The organism is Robiginitalea aestuariiviva, from assembly GCF_029537735.1.
Taxonomy (GTDB): Bacteria; Bacteroidota; Bacteroidia; order Flavobacteriales; family Flavobacteriaceae; genus Robiginitalea; species Robiginitalea aestuariiviva.
This window is the reverse complement of sequence record NZ_JARPUQ010000001.1, coordinates 843,299-862,538: the sequence shown is the minus strand read 5'-3', so window position 1 is coordinate 862,538 and position 19,240 is coordinate 843,299. Positions and strand designations below refer to the sequence as shown.

Genomic DNA, 19,240 nt, shown 5'->3' with positions numbered 1-19,240 from the left:
TTTGGCGCAAAGATACGCCCCCGGGGCGAAGGAGAAAAGGGATTTACTTCTGGGAAAGCAGCCAGGCGTCCGGGGATACGGTGCGCTTGATTTCCCGCAGGGCGGCCAGGGCCTCCTGCGCATCGGAGTAACTTCCGTAGGCTACCTGGTGTAAGCCATAGGGGTTGGTGCCCACATAAAAGGCCTCCGCATAGCCCTGCCGTTGCAACTGCCGGATTTTCTTATCCGCATTTTGGCGGTACCGGAAAGCCCCGGCAATGATGTGGTGGACCTTTTCGGCTTTGGGTCGCTCCAATTCCAGGGTGATGGCGGGTAGTTCCAGCGGGCTGGTGCTGAAAAAGGTGGCTGCTTCAATGGTACGGGTAACTTCCTGCTCGGAGGCATTCCATACCTGCTCGTACCGCAGGCCCTGTTGTTGATAAAAACTAAAGCCGCTGATACCGGCAGAAAGGGCCAGCAGGACTACCGCAGCGTATTTTAACAGCGGGCGTAACCCAGGGGTGTTGCGGGCTTCAGGGGTAATGGAGAAGGGGATGCGCTGCTCCATTTCGGAGACCTCTTCCTTCATGACCTCCCGGCTTACCGGGTTGGCTACCAGGGAGGCAAGCCCGAAAGAGGCAGTCAGGTAATTGGATTTGCTGCGGGGTTCAAACCGGATGTTGCCCTCGGCTTCCTTTTTGAAGGTTCCCAGGGGGAGTAATTCCAGTTCGCCCTCGGCATGGAGGGTACGGCTCCATTCGCGGGCCTTTTGCTGTACGCGTTCCAGGATTTCTTCGAAAGGCCGTTGTTCCGCCTGGGCAATATGGTTAACCAGCAGGCCGTCGTTGCTCTTGAGTTGCCCGTTAAAGGAGAGGGCCTTGGAAGGCGGATAGAAGGTACTGCTCTCTTTTTGCAGGTAGGCGGGCTTATTTTGGGTCAGGAATGCACCAAAGGCGGGCACTACCACACAGGGGTACCTGTAAAGTAATGCATCGATGTATTCGGAGAGTCCCATATAGGCAAAGATGGAAAAATTCAACCTTTCCGGCAACGTGGGGCAGGAGGTTTTATCAACAATACTAACGTGGGAAAGGGTAAAATATTTGGTCAACTGGCGGAGGAAGAGACCCTTGCATTTATCCGGCTGCAATTAATTCCCGGGTTGGGCCCGGTACAGGCCAGGCGGCTGATTAGCCATTTCGGGAGTGCCCGGGCGGTATTTGAACGGGATCTGCAGGCAGAGGGGGTACGGTTATCCCCCAAAGCGCGGGAAGGATTGCGCCAGCCGCGGTATCGGGACCGGGCCCGCAAGGAATGGGCGTTTGTACACGCCAAAGGTATACGTTGCCTGCCCTTTACCCACCCCGAATACCCGCAGTTGTTGTTGCAGTGTGCGGATTTCCCCATCCTGCTCTACACTTTGGGGGAAATGGATCTGAACCCGACAGGGCCCGCGATTGCCATTGTCGGCACGCGCCGGATGACGGCCTACGGGGGCCAAATGTGCCGGCGGCTGGTGGGGGATTTGGCCGGGAATGACCCCCTGATCATTAGCGGGTATGCCTATGGGGTGGATATCTGTGCCCAGCGGGAAGCAGCACGGCTAGGGCTGCAGACCGTAGCCTGCCTGGCCCATGGCCTGGACCGTATATATCCCCCCGAACACGACCGGTTTAAGGCCGAACTGATGTCTCGTGGGGGTTTTGTAACCGAATTTCCCAGCGGCACCCCACCGGAGCCGGGATTCTTCCTGAGGCGGAACCGCATTATTGCAGGCATGGCCCAGGCCACCATTGTGGTGGAATCCCCCGAAAAGGGCGGCAGCCTGGTGACCGCAGACCTGGCTTTTGGATACGACCGGCAGGTTTTTGCCGTGCCTGGGCGCCTAACCGACCCCAACAGTGCGGGATGCCACAAGCTCATCCGCGAACAAAAGGCGGAATTGCTGCAGCAAGCCGCGGATCTGGGCCCTGCCCTGCCCTGGCATGCCCCTGAAGGCCCCCTGGCACCTGCAGCCTTGCCACCACCCGAAGAATTGGGGGAAACGGCACTTTCTGTTTGGGGTTTTCTGGAAGGGGATGGCGCCCGGCAATTGGATGATATCGCCGTGGGGTGCGGGATTCCCGTTTCAGCGGTAGCCCTGGCCCTGTTTCAGCTGGAAATGGGGGGCTATATCCGCCCCTATCCGGGAAAACGCTATGCCCGGAAGGGATGAGGGCACCGACGCTTCGGTCGGTTAGCCAAAGGTTTAAAGGGAAGGATAGCCCGGTTTATACGCCTTTATGGGATTTTTGCCTGTGTTGATCGGAATTTTCCCGGTACAACGATCCGATAATGGGTTCAGTTTCCGACCCGGCGGTCGGTTTGGGAATATTTAGTAGCCCAGTTTAGTGCGTACCCGGTCCAGTACTTCATTGGCTACCTTCCGGGCCTTTTCCGCCCCTTTTTCAAGGGCCTCGTCAATCTGGTCCTTATGGTCCATAAAGTAGTGGAACCGTTCCCGGGCCTCGCCGAATTCCTCCAGGATGCATTGATAGAGGGCTTGCTTGGCATGGCCATATCCGTAATTGCCCTGCTCGTAATTCCGCCGCATTTCTTTCACCTGTTCGGGGCGGGCCAGGGTGCTGTAGAGGGCAAAAACGGTATCGGTATCCGGGTCCTTGGGGTCTTCCAGGGGGGTGCTGTCCGTTACAATCCCCATCACCTGTTTACGCAGGGCTTTGTCCGGCAGGAAGAGGTCGATGGTGTTCTCCTTGCTCTTGCTCATTTTCTGGCCGTCCGTACCGGGGATGTACATGGTTTCCTCCTGCACTTTCGCCTCGGGCAGTACAAAGGTTTCCCCCAGTTTGTTGTGGAAACGCATGGCCACGTCGCGCGTCATTTCCAGGTGCTGCAACTGGTCCTTGCCCACGGGCACAATGTCCGCATCGTAGAGGAGGATGTCTGCGGCCATGAGCATGGGGTAGGTAAATAGCCCGGCATTGACGTCTTCTAACCGGTCCGCCTTGTCTTTGAAGGAATGGGCCAGGGTAAGGCGCTGGTACGGGAAAAAGCACTCCAGATACCAGGCCAGTTCGGTAACCTGGGGCACGTCGCTCTGGCGGTAAAAAACAGTTTTGTCGATATCCAGGCCAAAAGCGAGCCAGGTGGCAGCCGTGGCATAGGTATTGTTGCGAAGGGTTTCCCCGTCCTTGATCTGGGTCAGGGAGTGCATATCCGCAATAAACAGGTAGGAATCATTGCTGGGGCCGGCGGCCATTTCGATGGCCGGGCGTATGGCGCCCAGGATGTTTCCGAGGTGGGGCGTGCCGGTACTTTGAATGCCGGTAAGGATCCGTGGCATAAGGCTCTTGGCTTTGGGTAAAGCGCAAAGGTAAAGGCCTTCAGCCAATTCCCCAATATAAGGGGGCAAAAAGGCCAGCCGGGACGGTACATTCCCGTCATTAATGGGTACAGGGATGCGCAAAATGCCCCATTTGCTTACATTTGGAGACCATGAGTGTGATGATCAGGGCGGCACAGGCGTTATGGCGGGTTTGGTTCTACCTTCTGGTAGCCCTCCCCATTATCTTTTTCGCCCCCCTGCTGATCCTATCCACCCTGTCCGAACGCACTTTCCCCCAGTTTTACTGGCTGGCCCGCAACCTTTGGGCCTCCACCATCCTCTACGGGATGGGCTGCGTACCGAAAATCGAGTTTGACCAACCCCTGGAAAAAGGGAAGAGTTACATGCTGGTGGCCAACCACACCAGTATGCTGGACATCATGCTGATGTTGAGGGTTTCCAAAATACCGTTTGTTTTTGTGGGAAAGAAAGAGCTGGTCCGCATTCCTGTTTTCGGGTTTTTCTACAAGCGGGTTTCTATTATGGTAGACCGGGCCGATGCCCGAAGTCGGTCTGCGGTATATCGCCGTGCCAACCAGCGGCTCCAGCGGGGCCTTGGGATCTGTATATTCCCGGAGGGCGGGGTGCCGGATGAATCCGTGATCCTGGACGTCTTTAAGGATGGTGCCTTTCGCCTGGCAATTGCCCACCAGATCCCGATTGTACCGATGGTTTTCTACGATTGCAAACGCCGCTTTCCCTTTCGTTTCTTTGCCGGGGTACCGGGCCCGCTCCGGGTACGGGTATTGTCCTTTCAGGAGACCACGGGCCTGCTGGACGGAGACCGGCACCGGTTGAAAGACCAGGTCCGGGCCCGGATCCTGAAACACCTGGAAGCCGGCCCCAAAGGGACAGTCGACTAAATATACCTTACGGAATATTTAAAAACGAAACCGCATACCGCTGTATACGCCCAGGGCATAGGGCTGGAAGTTGCCTGCCGTGTCTGAAAACGTGTTCAGCTGGTATTTGAACATGGGCTGCATGCGCAACTGCATGGCCGGGCTCAGGTCGTAAGTGAACCCCAGGCCGAAATTGGTGCTGAAGTTCACGCTGTTCATATTGGTGGCTTCCCCCAGTTCGGTAGTGCCCCCATCTGCATTCAGGCGTACCGCATTGTCCGTAAGGAAAAGGGAACTTACCCCTCCAATAATATTGATGCCCCAACGACCGGTAAGCACCCGGTATTCCATTTCCAGGGGAACTTCCAGATAGGCAAAGGACTGCTCCATCCGGCCTTCGCGCTGCGGGCTGGGACCGTCCACGTCCATTGCATTTTGCGTTATGGCGCTGGCATCACTGCCGGCAGTACTCTGCACCACCAGGGTTTTGGCATTTTCGGAATAGCTGATGGTCCGTATCAGGGAGGAAGGCCCTACGGCCATGGTGGAAGTAAAAGCCACATCGTTGGTATTGTAGCCGTAATCCACGCGATGTACCCCGGAGCGGAAACTCACCCGGTCCGAAACGGCATAGGCCACTTCAAGGCCATAGCTCATATGTACGGTCCCGGATTTGTTGTTCGGAGCAAAATTGGGCGAAATGGGGGACCCGTCCCCGAAGGCGTTGGAATAGACCGGGGCCAGGCTGGGCCCAACGCTCCATTTGCCTTGTGTGTTTTCGGTTTGGGTCAAAGCCGCCTCTTCCTGTTCCTCCAGGACCTCAAAAAGGGATCGCTTCTGGTTTTCGACAAGCGAGTCTTTGGGCGATTCTGCAGCCTTATCCGCCTGTGTCTGGGCCAGCAAGGCCTGGTCTGTGTTGCGAGTAGTTATGGGCGCTGTACGGGTGGCGTCTATGGATGTTTCATCTATATCCCGATCGGTATTATTGACAATTTCCGATGCCACTTCATTAGGATCGGTTGCTTCCTGAGCTTCGGAAACCGCTAACTGAGCACCGGCTATACGGGATGCCCCGGGTTCCCGTGCAGGGGCCTGCGTAACCTGCTCACGGCGGGGTACCCCTGGAGAAAGCGGCTTTTGAGTAGCGGGCGTCTCCCGGATCACCTCTTCGGTACTACTTTGCTGGGTAACTCCGGATTCCGGCAGGGTCTCGATGGGCAGGGTTCCGGTATCGGGTTGCTCGGGGGCCGTCCGGGTTTCGGTGTCCGATATGGCCGGGGCCAGCGGCTCAATTTCACCCCCGGGCCCCCAGGGGTTCCATAGGAGCAGCCCCAGGATTAAAATGGCAGCTGCACTGGCGCCGTACCACCAAATGGGCAATACGCGCCTGGATTTTTTGCGATCCAGGGAGGCCCGGATCCGGTCCCATACCTCCGGCTCCGGAGCCTGGGAAAAGCTCCCCAGGCGTTCCCTGAATAATTGGTCTGAATCTTTTGGGTCCATGTGTGTAGGGTTAGGCAATATGGATATTGATGTTCTTTAACTTATCTCTTAAGATGGATCGGGCGCGCGCCAGGTTGGATTTGGACGTCCCTTCCGATGTTCCCAGGGCCTCACTGATCTCCTTATGGCTGTAGCCATCCAACACATACATGTTAAAGGTGATCCGGTACTTGTTCGGCAGTTCCTGAATGCATTTCAGCAGGGTTGGCAGGGGCACCCCCTCAAGGCTGGGCGCCTCCTGGGCCTCCTGGTTTTCTAGGGTCTCCCTGACCACGGCCATAGGCTCCTGCTTGCGGTATTTCTGCAAAACGGTATTCACCGTAATGCGTTTTAGCCAGCCCTCGAAAGAACCCTTTCTGCGGAACTGGTGGATCTTCTCGAAGATGATCATAAAGCTGTCGTGAAGATTGTCTTCGGCCTCCGCCTTGTTTCGGGAGTATTTCAGACATATCCCGAACAGGGCAGCAGAATACCTGCGATAGAGGTATTCCTGTGCCTCACGGTTGCCCTTGCTGCACTGCTTTATGAGTTCTTCCTCGGTCAAAAGTGTTGGTTCGGTTATGCGGTGGGCTGGTAAGGGTGGCCTTCCAAGGTTTAGTTCACCGGCACTTCGTACTCCATATACTGGGGTACGTCGTTCTCGTCCAGGCCCGTAAAGAACCGGAAGACATAGGTGTCTGAATACAGGCAGATGAACTGGAAACTGGTCTGGACTTCCTCAATAGCCTGGGTGCAGGCCTGGCCGTCCCGTTTCGACCCAATGGCCACCACCCGGCGAATAGTGGTGTCTTCGGAAATGATGTCGAACCCCTCGAAAGAGGTGCAGCCGTTAGGCAATTGGTAAGTGACCAGAATTTCGTAGGTCTGGTTTTGCTGGAAGGATTGCGGCAGTACCGCATCCACAATGTTCAGGGTTACAAAGTGATAGTCGACATCGTCGTCGTTTACATCGCAACCCTGGAGGGCCACCAGCAAAAGCAAAATGGATATTCCCTTGAACAGTTTCATACCGGCATCGGTTTTATAGTGTATACTAGATGCCCGGAGCGGTCAAAGGTTGCTTGGAAAAGCCCTGAAAAAAGGGGGAAGGCCTTAAATGGCCTTTATGGCCTCTTTGATTTTACCCTCCAGTTCCTCCAGCAGTTCCGGGTTGTCGTTTAAGAGCACTTTGACGGCGTCCCGTCCCTGCCCCAGTTTGGTATCGCCATAGCTGAACCAGGAGCCGCTCTTTTTAATGATTTCATAGGCTACCCCCAGGTCCAGAATTTCTCCGATCTTGGAGATGCCTTCCCCATACATAATGTCGAATTCCGCAGTCTTGAAAGGGGGTGCTACTTTGTTTTTAACCACTTTCACCCGGGTTTTGTTCCCCTGTACGTTGCCATCCGTATCCTTGATTTGGGTGGAGCGGCGGATATCCAGGCGAACGGAAGAATAAAATTTCAGGGCATTCCCTCCGGTGGTGGTCTCCGGGTTTCCGAACATCACCCCGATCTTTTCCCGTAACTGGTTGATAAAGATTACGGTACAATGGGTCTTGCTGATGGAGCCCGTAAGTTTCCGAAGGGCCTGGGACATGAGGCGTGCATGCAGCCCTACCTTGGAATCTCCCATTTCACCCTCAATCTCGCTTTTGGGGGTCAGGGCCGCTACAGAGTCGATAATCACAATGTCGATGGCGCCGGAGCGAATCAGGTTGTCTGCAATTTCCAGGGCCTGTTCCCCATGGTCCGGCTGGGAGATGATCAGGTTGTCGATATCTACCCCAAGTTTGGCGGCGTAGAAGCGGTCGAAGGCGTGTTCTGCATCGATAAAAGCGGCAATACCTCCGGCTTTCTGGGCCTCTGCAATGGCGTGCAGGGTAAGGGTGGTTTTCCCGGAAGATTCCGGGCCGTAGATCTCGATGACCCGGCCTTTGGGATAGCCGCCAACCCCCAGGGCAATGTCCAGCCCCAGGGAGCCGGAAGGAATGACCTCAACATCCTGGACCACGGTGTCTCCCATCTTCATTACGGCACCTTTGCCGTAGGTCTTGTCCAGTTTGTCCAGGGTTAGTTTTAAGGCTTTCAGTTTCGCTTCTTTTTCACTGCTCATGGGTGTGTGGGATTACATTAGAGGAGGGCTAAATTACCATTTCTTTTGCTAGAATCACAATGGCCAAAGCAACCTTTTGCCTTCTGGCGCATCTAACCTGTATACAGGCACAAAAGCAAGGCAAAGAAAAAGCGTGAAACCGCATCTGAATTTCACGATTCTGCTATGAAGGAGAAAGTTTGATTGCGGTCCACGGCGCCCCGGGAAGATTCCCGGGGCGCTTTTTTTTGCCTGTATCTCAAAGCTTTGTCTATTTTTGCAGCTCCATCATTCTTTTGTTTAACCCATATTCGTATAGCATGCAACTGTACAATACGTTAAGCGCAAAAGAAAGAGAAGCCCTTATTGAAGAGGCGGGGAAAGACCGCCTTACGATCTCTTTCTACCAATATGCGCACCTGGGCAACCCCCAACTTTTCAGAGACTACCTGTTCATCCACTGGAGCGCCATGGATGTCCTGGGTCGGATTTATGTAGCCCGCGAGGGGATTAATGCCCAGCTCTCCGTTCCAGCGGACCAGTTCCTCCGGTTCAAGGAGCACCTGGACAGCATCACCTTCCTGGAGGGCGTTCGCCTGAATATCGCCATTGAACAGGACAACAAATCCTTCCTGAAACTCAAGATCAAGGTGCGCCGTAAAATAGTAGCCGACGGGCTGGACGACAATGCCTTCGACGTTACGAACAAGGGCATCCATGTGGGTGCGGCCCAGTTCAATGCTCTGATCGAAGACCCCGAGGCCATCGTGGTGGATATGCGCAACCATTACGAGAGCGAGATCGGCCATTTTGAAACGGCGATAACTCCGGATGTGGATACCTTCAGGGACTCCCTGGACCTGATCGAGGAGCAACTGCGCGACCATAAGGAGTCCAAGAAGCTGGTGATGTACTGTACCGGAGGCATCCGGTGCGAAAAGGCCAGCGCCTACTACCGCCACAAGGGTTTCAAGCAGGTTTACCAGCTGGAAGGCGGGATTATCGAATACACCCGCCAGGTGCGCCAGCAGCAATTGGAAAACAAATTCCGCGGTAAAAACTTCGTGTTTGACCACCGCCGGGCCGAACGCATTTCAGAAGATGTGATTGCGCAATGCCACCAGTGCGGCAAACCCTGCGACACCCATGTGAATTGTGCCAACGAGGGCTGTCACCTGCTGTTTATCCAGTGCGAGGACTGTGCCCGGGCCATGGATCACTGCTGTTCGGATGCCTGCAAGGACATCGTGGCCCTGCCCGAGGAAGAGCAAAAAAAGCTCCGCAAGGGCAAACAGAAGAGCAACCTGATATTCAAGAAAGGGCGCTCAGAAGTCCTGAAGTTCAAAAAAAGCCCTGCAGCAGAACAACCGGATCCGGTGTCCTGAGGCCCTGAATCCCTCCCGTGCACCCCGCCAGGCTGTGCTAAAATTGTCCTATATTTACGGAAGGAAATTTAGTATGAACCCAATTCCGGCCCGCCCGAAGGGATAGGGGCAGGAATCAATATATATGAAATGGGGTGTAGCAGTTGTTCAACCGGTTCGGATGGACAGCCGCGCGGATGTAGGAACAATGGTACCTGCGGTACGGATGGCTGTAATAAACTCACCGTTTTTGACTGGCTTTCCAATATGTCGTTGCCGGCAGGGCAGGAGGCCTTCGATGCGGTTGAAGTCCGGTTTAAGAATAGTAGAAAGGAATTTTTCAGGAATACGGAGGGGCTTTCCCTGGCCCTGGGCGATGTAGTGGCCACTCAGGCCAAATCCGGCCATGATGTGGGCATTGTGACCCTGACCGGGGAACTGGTCCGGGTACAGATGCGCCGCAAAAAAGTGCCGGCAGACGCCAACCTGCCCAAGCTGTACCGCAAGGCTACCCAGCGCGATATAGACAAATGGCAGAAATGCCGCGGGCAGGAAGAGGAAATCAAGAAACGAGCCCGGGAAATGGCCATTATTCTGGGCCTGCAAATGAAAATTTCCGATGTGGAATTCCAGGGGGATGGTTCCAAGGCCACCTTTTATTACACCGCCGAAGACCGGGTGGATTTCCGCCAGCTCATCAAAGACATGGCCAAAGCCTTTGGCATCCGCATCGAGATGCGGCAGATCGGGTACCGGCAGGAAGCCCAGCGCCTGGGAGGGATTGGTTCCTGCGGGCGCGAGCTCTGCTGTTCTACCTGGCTATCGGATTTCCGTTCGGTGAGCACGGCTGCGGCCCGGTACCAGCAACTTTCCCTGAACCCCCAAAAACTGGCTGGTCAGTGCGGGAAGCTCAAATGCTGCCTGAACTACGAACTGGATACCTACCTGGATGCCCTGAAGGATTTCCCGCCCACCGATGCCAGACTGCAAACCGAAAAAGGGGTGGCATTTTGCCAAAAAAGCGACATTTTCAAAGGAGTGCTCTGGTTTTCCTACAAGGAAGACCCCAGCAACTGGCATACCCTGACCAAGGACCAGGTACTGGAAATCCTGGCCCTGAATGCGAAAAAGCAACGCGTGAACAGTTTGGAGGAATACGCCTCACAGAATTACAGTGCAGAAGAGGTTACCTTCGAGAACGCCGTGGGGCAGGACAGCCTCACCCGGTTTGACCGGCCCAAGAACAACCGCCGGCGCAAAAAGGGGCGCAAGAAGCGCAGAAATCCATCACCCAAAGGCAAGGTAAAAAATGCATAGACTCCTCCTGATTCTCGCAGTCCTGTTGCTTGGGGCTTCCTGCAATGCCCCCGCCTACTCGGAATATCAAAGTACCCAGGGGGGTGCCTGGGGCCGGGACCAGGTCATGGAATTCCAATTCCAGCCGCAGGATACCACCCGCGCCCATAACCTGTATATATTGCTGCGCAACGATGCCTCCTACCCGTTCAGCAACCTTTTTCTGATCGCAGAAATGACCGGCCCGGATGGCACGGCAACCCGGGATACCCTGGAATATGAAATGGCCGACGCCAGTGGGCGTTGGTTGGGCAGCGGCACCGGTAGTGTGATCACAAACAAACTCGGATTTCGCCGCGACGTCGTTTTTCCCGAAAATGGCGTATATACCGTACGGGTCTCACAAGCCATGCGCCGCAATGGGAGCGTTGCGGGGCTGGAATCCCTTCCCGGGGTATTGGATGTGGGACTGCAGTTGGAACTGAAACAAGACTAAGCACATGGCACGTACACCCGGCAAAAAGAAACCCAACAATCGCTTTTGGCCTTTCATCAAATGGTTCTGGATCCTCTTTGGCAGCGGAGTTTTTATCGTAGCTGCTGTTTTCCTGTTGGCCTCCTGGGGCGTATTCGGGGAAATGCCCACCTTTGAGCGCCTGGAAAATCCCCAGACCAACCTGGCCACCGAAATCATTTCTTCCGACGGCAAGACCCTCGGGAAAATATACCTGGACGAGAACCGCACGGATGTGCCCTTTACCGAACTCCCGAAAAACCTGGTGGACGCTCTGGTGGCTACCGAGGATGCCCGCTATTACGAGCACTCCGGCATTGATGCGCGGGGCACGCTGCGCGCCGTGGCCTTTTTGGGGCAACGGGGCGGCGCCAGTACGATCTCCCAGCAGCTGGCCCGGCAGTTATTCGTAGGGGTTCGCTCCCGCAACCTGATGGAAGCCATAACCCAGAAGGTCAAGGAATGGGTCATAGCCACCCGCCTGGAGCGCAACTATACCAAGGAAGAGATCATTGCCATGTACCTGAATATTTACGACTTCGGGTACAATGCCGATGGGATCCGGTCTGCTGCCCGAATCTTCTTTGGCAAGGAACCCCGGGACCTGAAGGCGGAAGAGTCTGCCGTGCTGGTGGGGATGCTGAAGAATTCCTCCCTGTATAACCCCATCCGGCGGGAAGAACTGGTGCGCAACCGGCGCAACACTGTCCTGGCCCAGATGGCTAAATACGAATACATTACCGAAGCCCAACGGGATTCCCTCTCCGCCCTGGAAATGGATATCAATTACAACCCGGAAACACACAGCCAGGGCCCGGCGCCCTATTTCCGCATGTACCTGCAGGGCTGGCTGAAGGACTGGATTGCCAAAAACCCCAAACCGGCCCTGGAAGGGGAGCGGGATACCTGGAACATCTACCTGGATGGCCTGAAAGTGTATACCACTATTGATTCCCGCATGCAGGCCCACGCCGAGGATGCCGTGCGCCAGCATATGGAGCGTCTGCAGAAGGAATTTTTTGTACAAAATACCCCGGATCGCAACCCCACCACCCCCTTTCTGGACCTTACCTCGGATGAGATACGGGGGATTATGGAGCGTGCCATGAAGAACTCCGAGCGGTGGCGGGCCATGAAGCGCCAGGGCAAGAGCGAAAAGGAAATCCGGGACTCCTTTAACCAGAAAGCGGAAATGACCGTCTTTGACTGGAGCAAGGCTCCGACCTACGAGAAAGATACGGTGATGACCCCCCTGGATTCCATCCGCTACTACAAGACCTTCCTGCGGGCGGCCATGATGTCCATGGAGCCCCAGACCGGGCATGTAAAAGCCTGGGTGGGCGGGGTGAATTATCGCCATTTCCAGTACGACAACGTGATTCAGGGTGCCCGCCAGGCCGGCTCTACCTTTAAGCCCTTTGTGTATGCCGCAGCCATAGACCAGTTGCGCCGCTCCCCCTGCGACACCCTGCCGGATACCCAATACTGCATCGAAGCCGGGAAACACGGCAACCCGGATCCCTGGTGCCCCAAGAATTCAGACGGGAAATATTCCGGCCGCAGCTATACCCTGAAGGCGGCCCTGGCCAATTCCGTGAATACGGTAACCGCCCAGCTAATCGATGAGGTTGGCCCCAAGCCGGTGGTTTCCATCGTAAAAAACCTGGGCCTTACCCGGGAGATCCCCGAGGTGCCCTCTATTGCCTTGGGCACCCCGGATTTTAACGTGTATGAGATGGTGGGGGCCTATGGCACCTTTGCCAATAAAGGGGTCTATGTGAAGCCGGTCATGGTTACGCGGATTGAAGACCGGAACGGGACCGTACTCTACGAATATACCCCCGAAACCCGGGATGTGCTGAGTGAGGAAGTAGCCTACGCCATGGTGGACCTGCTCAAAGGCGTTACCCAGGGCGGCTCCGGGACCCGACTACGGCACACCTCCAATGTGAACAACATCGTATATAAGGAAGTGATTACTGGGTACCCCTATAAATTTGATAACCCCATTGCCGGAAAGACCGGGACCACCCAGAACCAGAGTGACGGGTGGTTTATCGGGATGGTACCTAACCTGGTTACCGGGGTTTGGGTTGGGGGCGAGGACCGCTCCGTGCACTTTAAGGGCATTGCCTACGGGCAGGGGGCCTCTATGGCCCTTCCCATCTGGGGGCTGTATATGCGCGAGAATTACGCCGACCCCGACCTGGAGGTATCCAAAGAGGATTTTGAGGAGCCGGAGGACATGAGCATCCGGATTGACTGCTCTAAAACTCCGGAAGCAGATGAGGAAACCGCCCCGCCCCTGGAGGACGACCTGGACGATATCGACTTTTAGGGCACCCACCCTTTTTGTACCTTTAAGAAGGAAATAGCTGTTATGATACGAAAGAATGTAGCTGACGCCTCGGAGGCCCTTGCGGGGGTGTCCGACGGCATGACCCTGATGCTTGGGGGCTTTGGCCTGTGCGGCATCCCGGAGAACGCCATCACCGAACTGGTGCGCCTGGGGGTGGGGGGCCTGACCTGCATCAGCAACAACGCCGGGGTGGACGATTTTGGCCTGGGCCTGCTCCTGCAGGAGCGGCAGGTAGACCATATGATCTCTTCCTATGTGGGCGAAAATGACGAGTTTGAACGGCAGATGCTCAGTGGGGAATTGAAAGTAACCCTGACCCCCCAGGGCACTTTGGCCGAAAAGTGCCGGGCCGCCCAGGCCGGCATCCCTGCCTTTTTTACCCCTGCCGGGTACGGGACCGAGGTAGCCGAGGGCAAGGAAACGCGCGAATTTGGCGGGAAGATGTACGTAATGGAAGAAGCCTTCCAGGCGGATTTTGCCTTTGTCAAGGCCTGGAAAGGCGATGAAGCCGGGAACCTGGTCTTTAAGGGTACCGCCAGAAACTTCAACCCCTGCATGTGCGGGGCTGCCCGGATTACCGTGGCCGAGGTAGAGGAATTACTCCCGGCCGGCAGCCTGGACCCGAATGAAATCCACATCCCCGGCATCTTTGTGCAGCGCATATTCCAGGGAACCGGATACGAGAAGCGCATTGAACAACGAACGGTGCGCATGAGATAATTAGTGAATTTGCAAATTTGAAAATGATAGGATTGTGCACGGTCATATGGTAGAATGGGATTATAAATCTGCATGCTATGGGTACCAGCCAAAACAATCTTATTGTAAAGAGAACTTTTGATTTCGCATTGCATTTAATAGGATTTACAGAAATCCTGCGTAAATCGAGAAAATTTGAAATGAGTGCCCAATTGTTTAAATCAGGCACTTCAATTGGGGCCAATGTTTCAGAAGCACAGAATGCCGAAAGCAATGCCGACTTTATCCACAAATTCAAGATTGCAGCCAAAGAAGGGGAAGAAACTAATTATTGGTTGAAGTTGTGTGAGGCATCTAACCTGTATCCGAGCCCACCTAAAGAATTACAAGGAGAGTTGAATGAGATTATGCTCATTATTTCGAAAATAATAGCCACCAGTAAGAGAAGGAATAGAACAACAATTGAAAAATGAAAAGAAGAGGGACGCCATTTTCAAATTTTCCAATTGCCAAATTTTCAAATTGAACAAATGTTAGATAAAAACGGAATTGCCAAACGCATTGCCCAGGAAGTACAGGATGGGTACTACGTAAACCTCGGTATAGGGATCCCCACCCTGGTGGCCAATTTTGTGCGGGACGATATCTCGGTGGAATTCCAGAGCGAAAACGGCGTGCTGGGGATGGGACCGTTTCCCTGGGAAGGGGAAGAAGACCCGGACCTGATCAACGCCGGCAAACAGACCATTACCACCCTGCCCGGGGCTTCTTTCTTCGACTCGGCCCTGAGTTTCTCCATGATCCGGGGGCAGCATGTGGACCTCACCATCCTGGGGGCCATGGAAGTGGCGGACAACGGCGACATTGCCAACTGGAAAATCCCAGGTAAAATGGTGAAGGGAATGGGGGGAGCCATGGACCTGGTGGCCTCTGCCGAAAACATCATCGTGGCCATGATGCATACCAACAAAGCGGGGCAGTCCAAATTGTTGCGCGAATGTACCCTGCCGCTCACCGGGGTGCAGTGTGTGAAAAAGGTGGTCACCAACCTGGCTGTGCTGGAGATTACCCCAGCGGGTTTCCTCTTGCTTGAGCGAGCTCCCGGGGTATCTGTGGAAGACATTCGCAACGCCACTGAAGGTCGTCTGACTATCCCGGACGAGGTCCCTGAAATGGCCCTCTGAGGCCCGAAAACTACCTTTCGCAAATTACCCTCATTACAGGTGGTGGGAATTTTACCACGCACAGCCCAATATTTACAACATTTCTCAGGTTTTTTCGGCCTGGCGTTTTATATTTAGGCGGCTTTTGAGAAACCCTCAAAAACCATGTCCCGCAAACCTATGAACTATGGAATCCAAAGTGAACCAAATGCCTAAGCAGGAAGAGGTTCGGATTTATTACAACGATTTTATTCGTGGATTCATCCGCCTCACTAAAAAGCTATTCATGCTTTAGCATTTACCTATGAAGTAAAAAAGCCCTTTCCCCCCAAAGAAAGGGCTTTTTTAATGGGCAAAAGTGGCGGCTTAGGTCGCGCCATCGTATTTTTAGGCCATGGCCCAGTTTGCACTGATCGATTGTACCCCGGAAGACCTGGAGGCTCTTCGCCAACTCTCCATCCATACCTTTACCGAGGCTTTTGCCGCCCAGAATAACCCGGAAGATTTCCAGGCCTATCTGGAATCGGCTTTCCACCCCAAACAACTCCTGTCTGAAATCCACCACCCCCAAACCCGTTTTTCCTTTATCTGCAAGGACGGCATGCGGGTAGGATACCTGAAAGTAAACTGGGGAAATGCCCAGACCGAACTGCAGGAGGATGCCGGCATGGAACTGGAGCGCATCTATGTATTGGCTTCAGAACAAGGGGCCGGCATTGGCGCCTGGGTGCTGGAACAGGTAGGGCAGTGGGCCCTTGCGGCCGGGAAAGAGTACGTATGGCTTGGGGTATGGGAGCACAATCCCAGGGCCATGGCGTTTTACCAGCGCCACGGATTCGTTATTTTTGACAAACACCCCTATTACATTGGCCAGGACCGCCAAATGGACTGGATGATGCGGTGGGAGATCAACCCAAAACCCTGAATACATGAAAAAGATCCACTTAGGCTTGCTGTTGCTGGCCGTGTTTGCCGTCTCGAATGCACCTGCCCAGGACACCTGGTATTACCCGCCCCATGGCGCGGAATGGGAATCCAGGGCGCCGCGCGCCGTGGGGATTAATGCATCCCGCCTCAGCGAGGCTGTGGCCTTTGCGGAAGCACACGAGTATTCCGGCCCCCGCGATCTGCGGCGGGCTATCCTGGAGGGGTTCCAGCGGGAGCCGTTTCACGAAATCCTGGGGCCGGTGAAAAAGCGGGGCGGGCCTGCCGGGATGATCCTTAAAAACGGGTATATGGTAGCTTCCTGGGGGGATATCCGTCGGGTAGACATGACCTTTAGTGTGACCAAGAGTTTCCTGTCTACCGTAGCCGGGGTGGCTTCGGATCAGGGCCTGCTCCAAAACACCCAGGCCCCGGTAGGCGAGACCATTTGGGATGGCACTTTTAGCGGGGCCCACAATGCCAAAATAACCTGGGCGCACCTGCTGCAGCAGAATTCGGATTGGTCCGGCTCCCTTTGGGGGTTGCACGACTGGGCAGACCGCCCGCCACGCGAAGGGGGCCTGGACGATTGGCGCTTTCGGGAGCTGCGGGAGCCGGGCACGGTCATGGAATACAACGACGTGCGCGTAAACGTCCTGGCCTATTCCCTTACGCATTTGTGGCGGCAGCCCCTGCCGGCGGTACTGAAAACACACATTATGGATCCCATTGGGGCCTCCACCACCTGGCGGTGGTTTGGGTACGACCATGCCTGGACCACCATAGACGGCTATAAAATGCAATCGGTAACCGGAGGCGGGCACTCCGGGGCCGGGATCTTTATCAGCGCGGAGGATATGGCGCGCTTTGGACTACTCTTCCTTTCGGATGGAAAATGGGATGGTAAGCAGCTTATCAGCCCCGAATGGATCCGGGAGGCTACCACCCCTTCTGCCCCCAATCCCAATTATGGGTACATGTGGTGGCTGAATCAACAGGGACCCAGGCATTGGGAAGGCGTGCCCGAGAACGTCTATTACGCCGCGGGATTTGGCGGCAACTTTATTGTGGTGGCCCCGGACCAGGATGTGGTTATGGTCTTGCGCTGGCTGGAACCGTCCGAGATCGGCGCTTTTGTAGCCAAGGTCTTTGAGGCGTTACCCTAGAGGCGGCAGAGGATTTCGGCGGCCCTAAGCAAGGTATCATCGGCCTTGGCGAAGCAGAAACGCAACTGGTGTCGGTCTTCCCGGTTCAGGTTAAAGACCGAGATGGGAATGGCGGCTACCCCGTGTTCCCGGGCCAGGGCCTCGGCAAAATCCCGGTCCGGTTCCCCGGAAATGGCACTGTAATCCAGCAACTGGAAATAGGTGCCTTCAGACGGTTTCCATCGGAAGCGCGAGCCCTGCAGGGCTTCTAAGAAGAGGTCCCGTTTGCGTTGGAAAAACGCATTGAGGTCCAGGTAGCGTGAGGGGTCCTCCAGGTACTGGCATACGGCCCGCTGGGCCGGGTGGTTCACCGAGAAGACAATGAATTCGTGGAGTTTCTGGAATTCCTGCATCAGGGCGGCAGGGGCCAGGCAATACCCCAATTTCCATCCCGTAACGTGGAAAGTCTTCCCGAAGGAGGCGCAAATAAAGGTGCGCTCCCGCAGCCCGGGGTACCGGCAGAAACTCTGGTGTTCCAACCCGTCATAGACCAGGTGCTCATAGGCCTCGTCACTCAACACCAGGATGTTCGTGTTTTCCAGTAATTTTTCCAGGCGCAGCAGGTCCGCTGCTTTCAGGACCGTGCCGCTGGGATTGTGCGGGCTGTTCAGCACCAGCATGCGGGTTTTGGGCCCGATGGCCGCTTCCAGGGCTTCCCAGTCGATATGGAAATCCTCTCCCTGCAGCTGCTGCAACACCGGGATCCCCCCATGGGCCTTTACCGTAGGCTCGTAACAATCATAAGCCGGCTTAAAGATGATCACCTCATCCCCGGGCCGGATGCTGGCCGCAATGGCTGTAAATATGGCCTGGGTGGCCCCGTTGGTAAGGGTGATTTCCGTTTCGGGATCATAGCAGGCCCCGTACAGGGATTCCGTTTTAGCCGCAATGGCTTCCCGCAAGGTATACACCCCGGCCATGGGGGCATATTGATTATGGCCGTCTGCAACGGCCTGTTGCAGCAGGCGAACCAGTTCCGGGTCCGTGCCGAAGTCCGGATACCCCTGCGCCAGGTTCAGGGCATTGTATTTCCGGGACACCTGGTTCATGGTGTCGAAGATGGAGGGTTCCCAGAGGGGGAGTTTGGAGTGGAGGCTTGGAGTTGCGGCCATGGTTTTCAGGTTTAAAACAAAAAAACCCCTGTCCGGTGTCGGCAGGGGTTATGAGAGTTATGCCGGGGCCTTACCCTTTGGCGGTTGCCATGAGGTATTCCCGGTTCATACGTGCGATGTTTTCCAGGGAAATACCCTTGGGGCATTCCACCTCGCAGGCGCCGGTATTGGTACAGTTCCCGAAGCCTTCCAGGTCCATCTGCCGTACCATGTTCTGTACCCGCTCGGTCGCTTCCACCCGCCCTTGCGGCAGCAGGGCAAACTGGGAAACCTTGGCGGAGGTAAACAGCATGGCGCTGGCGTTTTTACAGGCGGCCACACAGGCCCCGCAACCGATGCAGGTGGCGGCATTGAAGGAATCATCCGCAGCCTCCTTTTCGATCGGGATCGCATTGGCATCCACGGTATTCCCGGAGGTGTTCACAGAGATATAGCCCCCGGCCTGCTGGATGCGGTCAAAAGCGGAACGGTCTACCATCAGGTCTTTGATCACCGGGAAGGCGGTGGCCCGGAAGGGCTCGATTACGATGGTATCCCCGTCCTTAAATTTGCGCATGTGCAACTGGCAGGTGGTGATCAGCCGGTCCGGCCCGTGGGGCTCCCCGTTGATCATCAGGGAACAGCTCCCGCAAATCCCTTCGCGGCAGTCGTGGTCAAAGACTACGGGTTCGTCCCCCTTCTCGATGAGTTGCATATTGAGTACGTCCAGCATTTCCAGGAAGGACATGTCCCCTTCAATCCCGTCAATGGGGTAATCCACCATTTTTCCCGGGGAGGAGGCGTCCTTTTGGCGCCATATTTTCAGTAATAGCTTCATAGAAC

19 protein-coding genes are annotated in these 19,240 nt (G+C 55.4%); 11 read left to right on the top strand and 8 right to left on the bottom strand.

The annotated features are described in order from the left end of the window. Positions 1-43: 43 nt before the first annotated feature. The gene (locus OZ410_RS03845) at positions 44-1,030 is read right to left on the bottom strand and encodes an HU domain-containing protein (RefSeq protein ID WP_277706596.1); all 987 of its coding nucleotides are present in this window, start codon (positions 1,028-1,030) and stop codon (positions 44-46) included. Positions 1,031-1,063: 33 nt separating this feature from the next. On the opposite strand from OZ410_RS03845, the gene dprA reads away from it, so the two are divergent. Then, positions 1,064-2,194 (top strand): DNA-processing protein DprA, encoded by a 1,131-nt coding sequence (dprA, locus tag OZ410_RS03840; protein ID WP_277706595.1) that lies wholly within the window; start codon positions 1,064-1,066, stop codon positions 2,192-2,194. Between the two features lie 159 nt (positions 2,195-2,353). Here dprA and trpS read toward each other — a convergent pair whose 3' ends face one another. Beyond that, positions 2,354-3,322 (bottom strand): tryptophan--tRNA ligase, encoded by a 969-nt coding sequence (trpS, locus tag OZ410_RS03835; RefSeq protein ID WP_277706594.1) that lies wholly within the window; start codon positions 3,320-3,322, stop codon positions 2,354-2,356. 152 nt (positions 3,323-3,474) lie between these two features. Between trpS and OZ410_RS03830 the strand changes: the two genes are divergently transcribed. Beyond that, the gene (locus OZ410_RS03830; RefSeq protein WP_277706593.1) at positions 3,475-4,227 is read left to right on the top strand and encodes a lysophospholipid acyltransferase family protein; all 753 of its coding nucleotides are present in this window, start codon (positions 3,475-3,477) and stop codon (positions 4,225-4,227) included. Between the two features lie 18 nt (positions 4,228-4,245). Here OZ410_RS03830 and OZ410_RS03825 read toward each other — a convergent pair whose 3' ends face one another. From OZ410_RS03825 to recA, 4 genes are all read right to left on the bottom strand, one after another. Beyond that, positions 4,246-5,709 carry a porin family protein gene (locus tag OZ410_RS03825; RefSeq protein WP_277706592.1) on the bottom strand — a complete coding sequence of 488 codons (1,464 nt, stop codon included), beginning with the start codon at positions 5,707-5,709 and terminating at the stop codon, positions 4,246-4,248. A gap of 10 nt (positions 5,710-5,719) precedes the next feature. Beyond that, positions 5,720-6,253, bottom strand: coding sequence for an RNA polymerase sigma factor (locus OZ410_RS03820; protein ID WP_277706591.1), 534 nt, complete (start codon positions 6,251-6,253; stop codon positions 5,720-5,722). A gap of 50 nt (positions 6,254-6,303) precedes the next feature. Continuing rightward, positions 6,304-6,717 (bottom strand): hypothetical protein, encoded by a 414-nt coding sequence (locus OZ410_RS03815; protein WP_277706590.1) that lies wholly within the window; start codon positions 6,715-6,717, stop codon positions 6,304-6,306. 84 nt (positions 6,718-6,801) lie between these two features. Next, a complete protein-coding gene (recA, locus tag OZ410_RS03810) occupies positions 6,802-7,803 on the bottom strand; it encodes a recombinase RecA (protein WP_277706589.1) in 1,002 nt (333 codons plus the stop codon). 299 nt (positions 7,804-8,102) lie between these two features. Here recA and trhO point away from each other — a divergent pair, with 299 nt between their 5' ends. From trhO to OZ410_RS03765, 9 genes are all read left to right on the top strand, one after another. Continuing rightward, positions 8,103-9,167 (top strand): oxygen-dependent tRNA uridine(34) hydroxylase TrhO, encoded by a 1,065-nt coding sequence (gene trhO, locus OZ410_RS03805; RefSeq protein WP_277706588.1) that lies wholly within the window; start codon positions 8,103-8,105, stop codon positions 9,165-9,167. 129 nt (positions 9,168-9,296) lie between these two features. Then, positions 9,297-10,463: a PSP1 domain-containing protein gene (locus tag OZ410_RS03800; protein ID WP_277706587.1), complete on the top strand. Its 1,167-nt coding sequence runs from the start codon at positions 9,297-9,299 to the stop codon at positions 10,461-10,463. Beyond that, positions 10,456-10,938, top strand: a complete 483-nt coding sequence (locus OZ410_RS03795) for a gliding motility lipoprotein GldH (RefSeq protein ID WP_277706586.1) — start codon at positions 10,456-10,458, stop codon at positions 10,936-10,938. Before OZ410_RS03800 ends, OZ410_RS03795 begins: the two co-directional genes overlap by 8 nt. A gap of 4 nt (positions 10,939-10,942) precedes the next feature. Next, positions 10,943-13,294, top strand: a complete 2,352-nt coding sequence (locus tag OZ410_RS03790; protein WP_277706585.1) for a penicillin-binding protein 1A — start codon at positions 10,943-10,945, stop codon at positions 13,292-13,294. Between the two features lie 42 nt (positions 13,295-13,336). After that, the gene (locus OZ410_RS03785) at positions 13,337-14,035 is read left to right on the top strand and encodes a CoA transferase subunit A (RefSeq protein ID WP_277706584.1); all 699 of its coding nucleotides are present in this window, start codon (positions 13,337-13,339) and stop codon (positions 14,033-14,035) included. Between the two features lie 77 nt (positions 14,036-14,112). Then, positions 14,113-14,487 carry a four helix bundle protein gene (locus OZ410_RS03780; RefSeq protein ID WP_277706583.1) on the top strand — a complete coding sequence of 125 codons (375 nt, stop codon included), beginning with the start codon at positions 14,113-14,115 and terminating at the stop codon, positions 14,485-14,487. Between the two features lie 57 nt (positions 14,488-14,544). Beyond that, entirely contained in the window at positions 14,545-15,198 is a 654-nt protein-coding gene (locus OZ410_RS03775; protein WP_277706582.1) for a 3-oxoacid CoA-transferase subunit B, read from the top strand. 373 nt (positions 15,199-15,571) lie between these two features. Next, the gene (locus tag OZ410_RS03770) at positions 15,572-16,102 is read left to right on the top strand and encodes a GNAT family N-acetyltransferase (protein ID WP_277706581.1); all 531 of its coding nucleotides are present in this window, start codon (positions 15,572-15,574) and stop codon (positions 16,100-16,102) included. A 4-nt stretch (positions 16,103-16,106) separates the two neighbouring features. Further along, positions 16,107-17,267: a serine hydrolase domain-containing protein gene (locus OZ410_RS03765; RefSeq protein ID WP_277706580.1), complete on the top strand. Its 1,161-nt coding sequence runs from the start codon at positions 16,107-16,109 to the stop codon at positions 17,265-17,267. On the opposite strand, the gene OZ410_RS03760 is transcribed toward OZ410_RS03765, so the two are convergent. Together OZ410_RS03760 and OZ410_RS03755 are read right to left on the bottom strand one after the other, a co-directional pair. Beyond that, positions 17,264-18,418, bottom strand: coding sequence for a methionine aminotransferase (locus tag OZ410_RS03760; protein ID WP_277706579.1), 1,155 nt, complete (start codon positions 18,416-18,418; stop codon positions 17,264-17,266). The genes OZ410_RS03765 and OZ410_RS03760 overlap by 4 nt on opposite strands. Positions 18,419-18,488: 70 nt before the next feature. Further along, the gene (locus OZ410_RS03755) at positions 18,489-19,235 is read right to left on the bottom strand and encodes a succinate dehydrogenase/fumarate reductase iron-sulfur subunit (RefSeq protein WP_277706578.1); all 747 of its coding nucleotides are present in this window, start codon (positions 19,233-19,235) and stop codon (positions 18,489-18,491) included. Between the last annotated feature and the right edge of the window lie 5 nt (positions 19,236-19,240).

What these genes read in the sequence shown, in the direction of transcription:
- trpS (WP_277706594.1), bottom strand. Translation starts at nt 3,322, where the DNA reads ATGCCACGGATCCTTACCGGCATTCAAAGTACCGGCACGCCCCACCTC.
- OZ410_RS03830 (WP_277706593.1), top strand. Translation starts at nt 3,475, where the DNA reads ATGAGTGTGATGATCAGGGCGGCACAGGCGTTATGGCGGGTTTGGTTC.
- OZ410_RS03825 (WP_277706592.1), bottom strand. Translation starts at nt 5,709, where the DNA reads ATGGACCCAAAAGATTCAGACCAATTATTCAGGGAACGCCTGGGGAGC.
- OZ410_RS03815 (WP_277706590.1), bottom strand. Translation starts at nt 6,717, where the DNA reads ATGAAACTGTTCAAGGGAATATCCATTTTGCTTTTGCTGGTGGCCCTC.
- recA (WP_277706589.1), bottom strand. Translation starts at nt 7,803, where the DNA reads ATGAGCAGTGAAAAAGAAGCGAAACTGAAAGCCTTAAAACTAACCCTG.
- trhO (WP_277706588.1), top strand. Translation starts at nt 8,103, where the DNA reads ATGCAACTGTACAATACGTTAAGCGCAAAAGAAAGAGAAGCCCTTATT.
- OZ410_RS03800 (WP_277706587.1), top strand. Translation starts at nt 9,297, where the DNA reads ATGGGGTGTAGCAGTTGTTCAACCGGTTCGGATGGACAGCCGCGCGGA.
- OZ410_RS03795 (WP_277706586.1), top strand. Translation starts at nt 10,456, where the DNA reads ATGCATAGACTCCTCCTGATTCTCGCAGTCCTGTTGCTTGGGGCTTCC.
- OZ410_RS03790 (WP_277706585.1), top strand. Translation starts at nt 10,943, where the DNA reads ATGGCACGTACACCCGGCAAAAAGAAACCCAACAATCGCTTTTGGCCT.
- OZ410_RS03785 (WP_277706584.1), top strand. Translation starts at nt 13,337, where the DNA reads ATGATACGAAAGAATGTAGCTGACGCCTCGGAGGCCCTTGCGGGGGTG.
- OZ410_RS03780 (WP_277706583.1), top strand. Translation starts at nt 14,113, where the DNA reads ATGGGTACCAGCCAAAACAATCTTATTGTAAAGAGAACTTTTGATTTC.
- OZ410_RS03775 (WP_277706582.1), top strand. Translation starts at nt 14,545, where the DNA reads ATGTTAGATAAAAACGGAATTGCCAAACGCATTGCCCAGGAAGTACAG.
- OZ410_RS03770 (WP_277706581.1), top strand. Translation starts at nt 15,572, where the DNA reads ATGGCCCAGTTTGCACTGATCGATTGTACCCCGGAAGACCTGGAGGCT.
- OZ410_RS03765 (WP_277706580.1), top strand. Translation starts at nt 16,107, where the DNA reads ATGAAAAAGATCCACTTAGGCTTGCTGTTGCTGGCCGTGTTTGCCGTC.
- OZ410_RS03760 (WP_277706579.1), bottom strand. Translation starts at nt 18,418, where the DNA reads ATGGCCGCAACTCCAAGCCTCCACTCCAAACTCCCCCTCTGGGAACCC.
- OZ410_RS03755 (WP_277706578.1), bottom strand. Translation starts at nt 19,235, where the DNA reads ATGAAGCTATTACTGAAAATATGGCGCCAAAAGGACGCCTCCTCCCCG.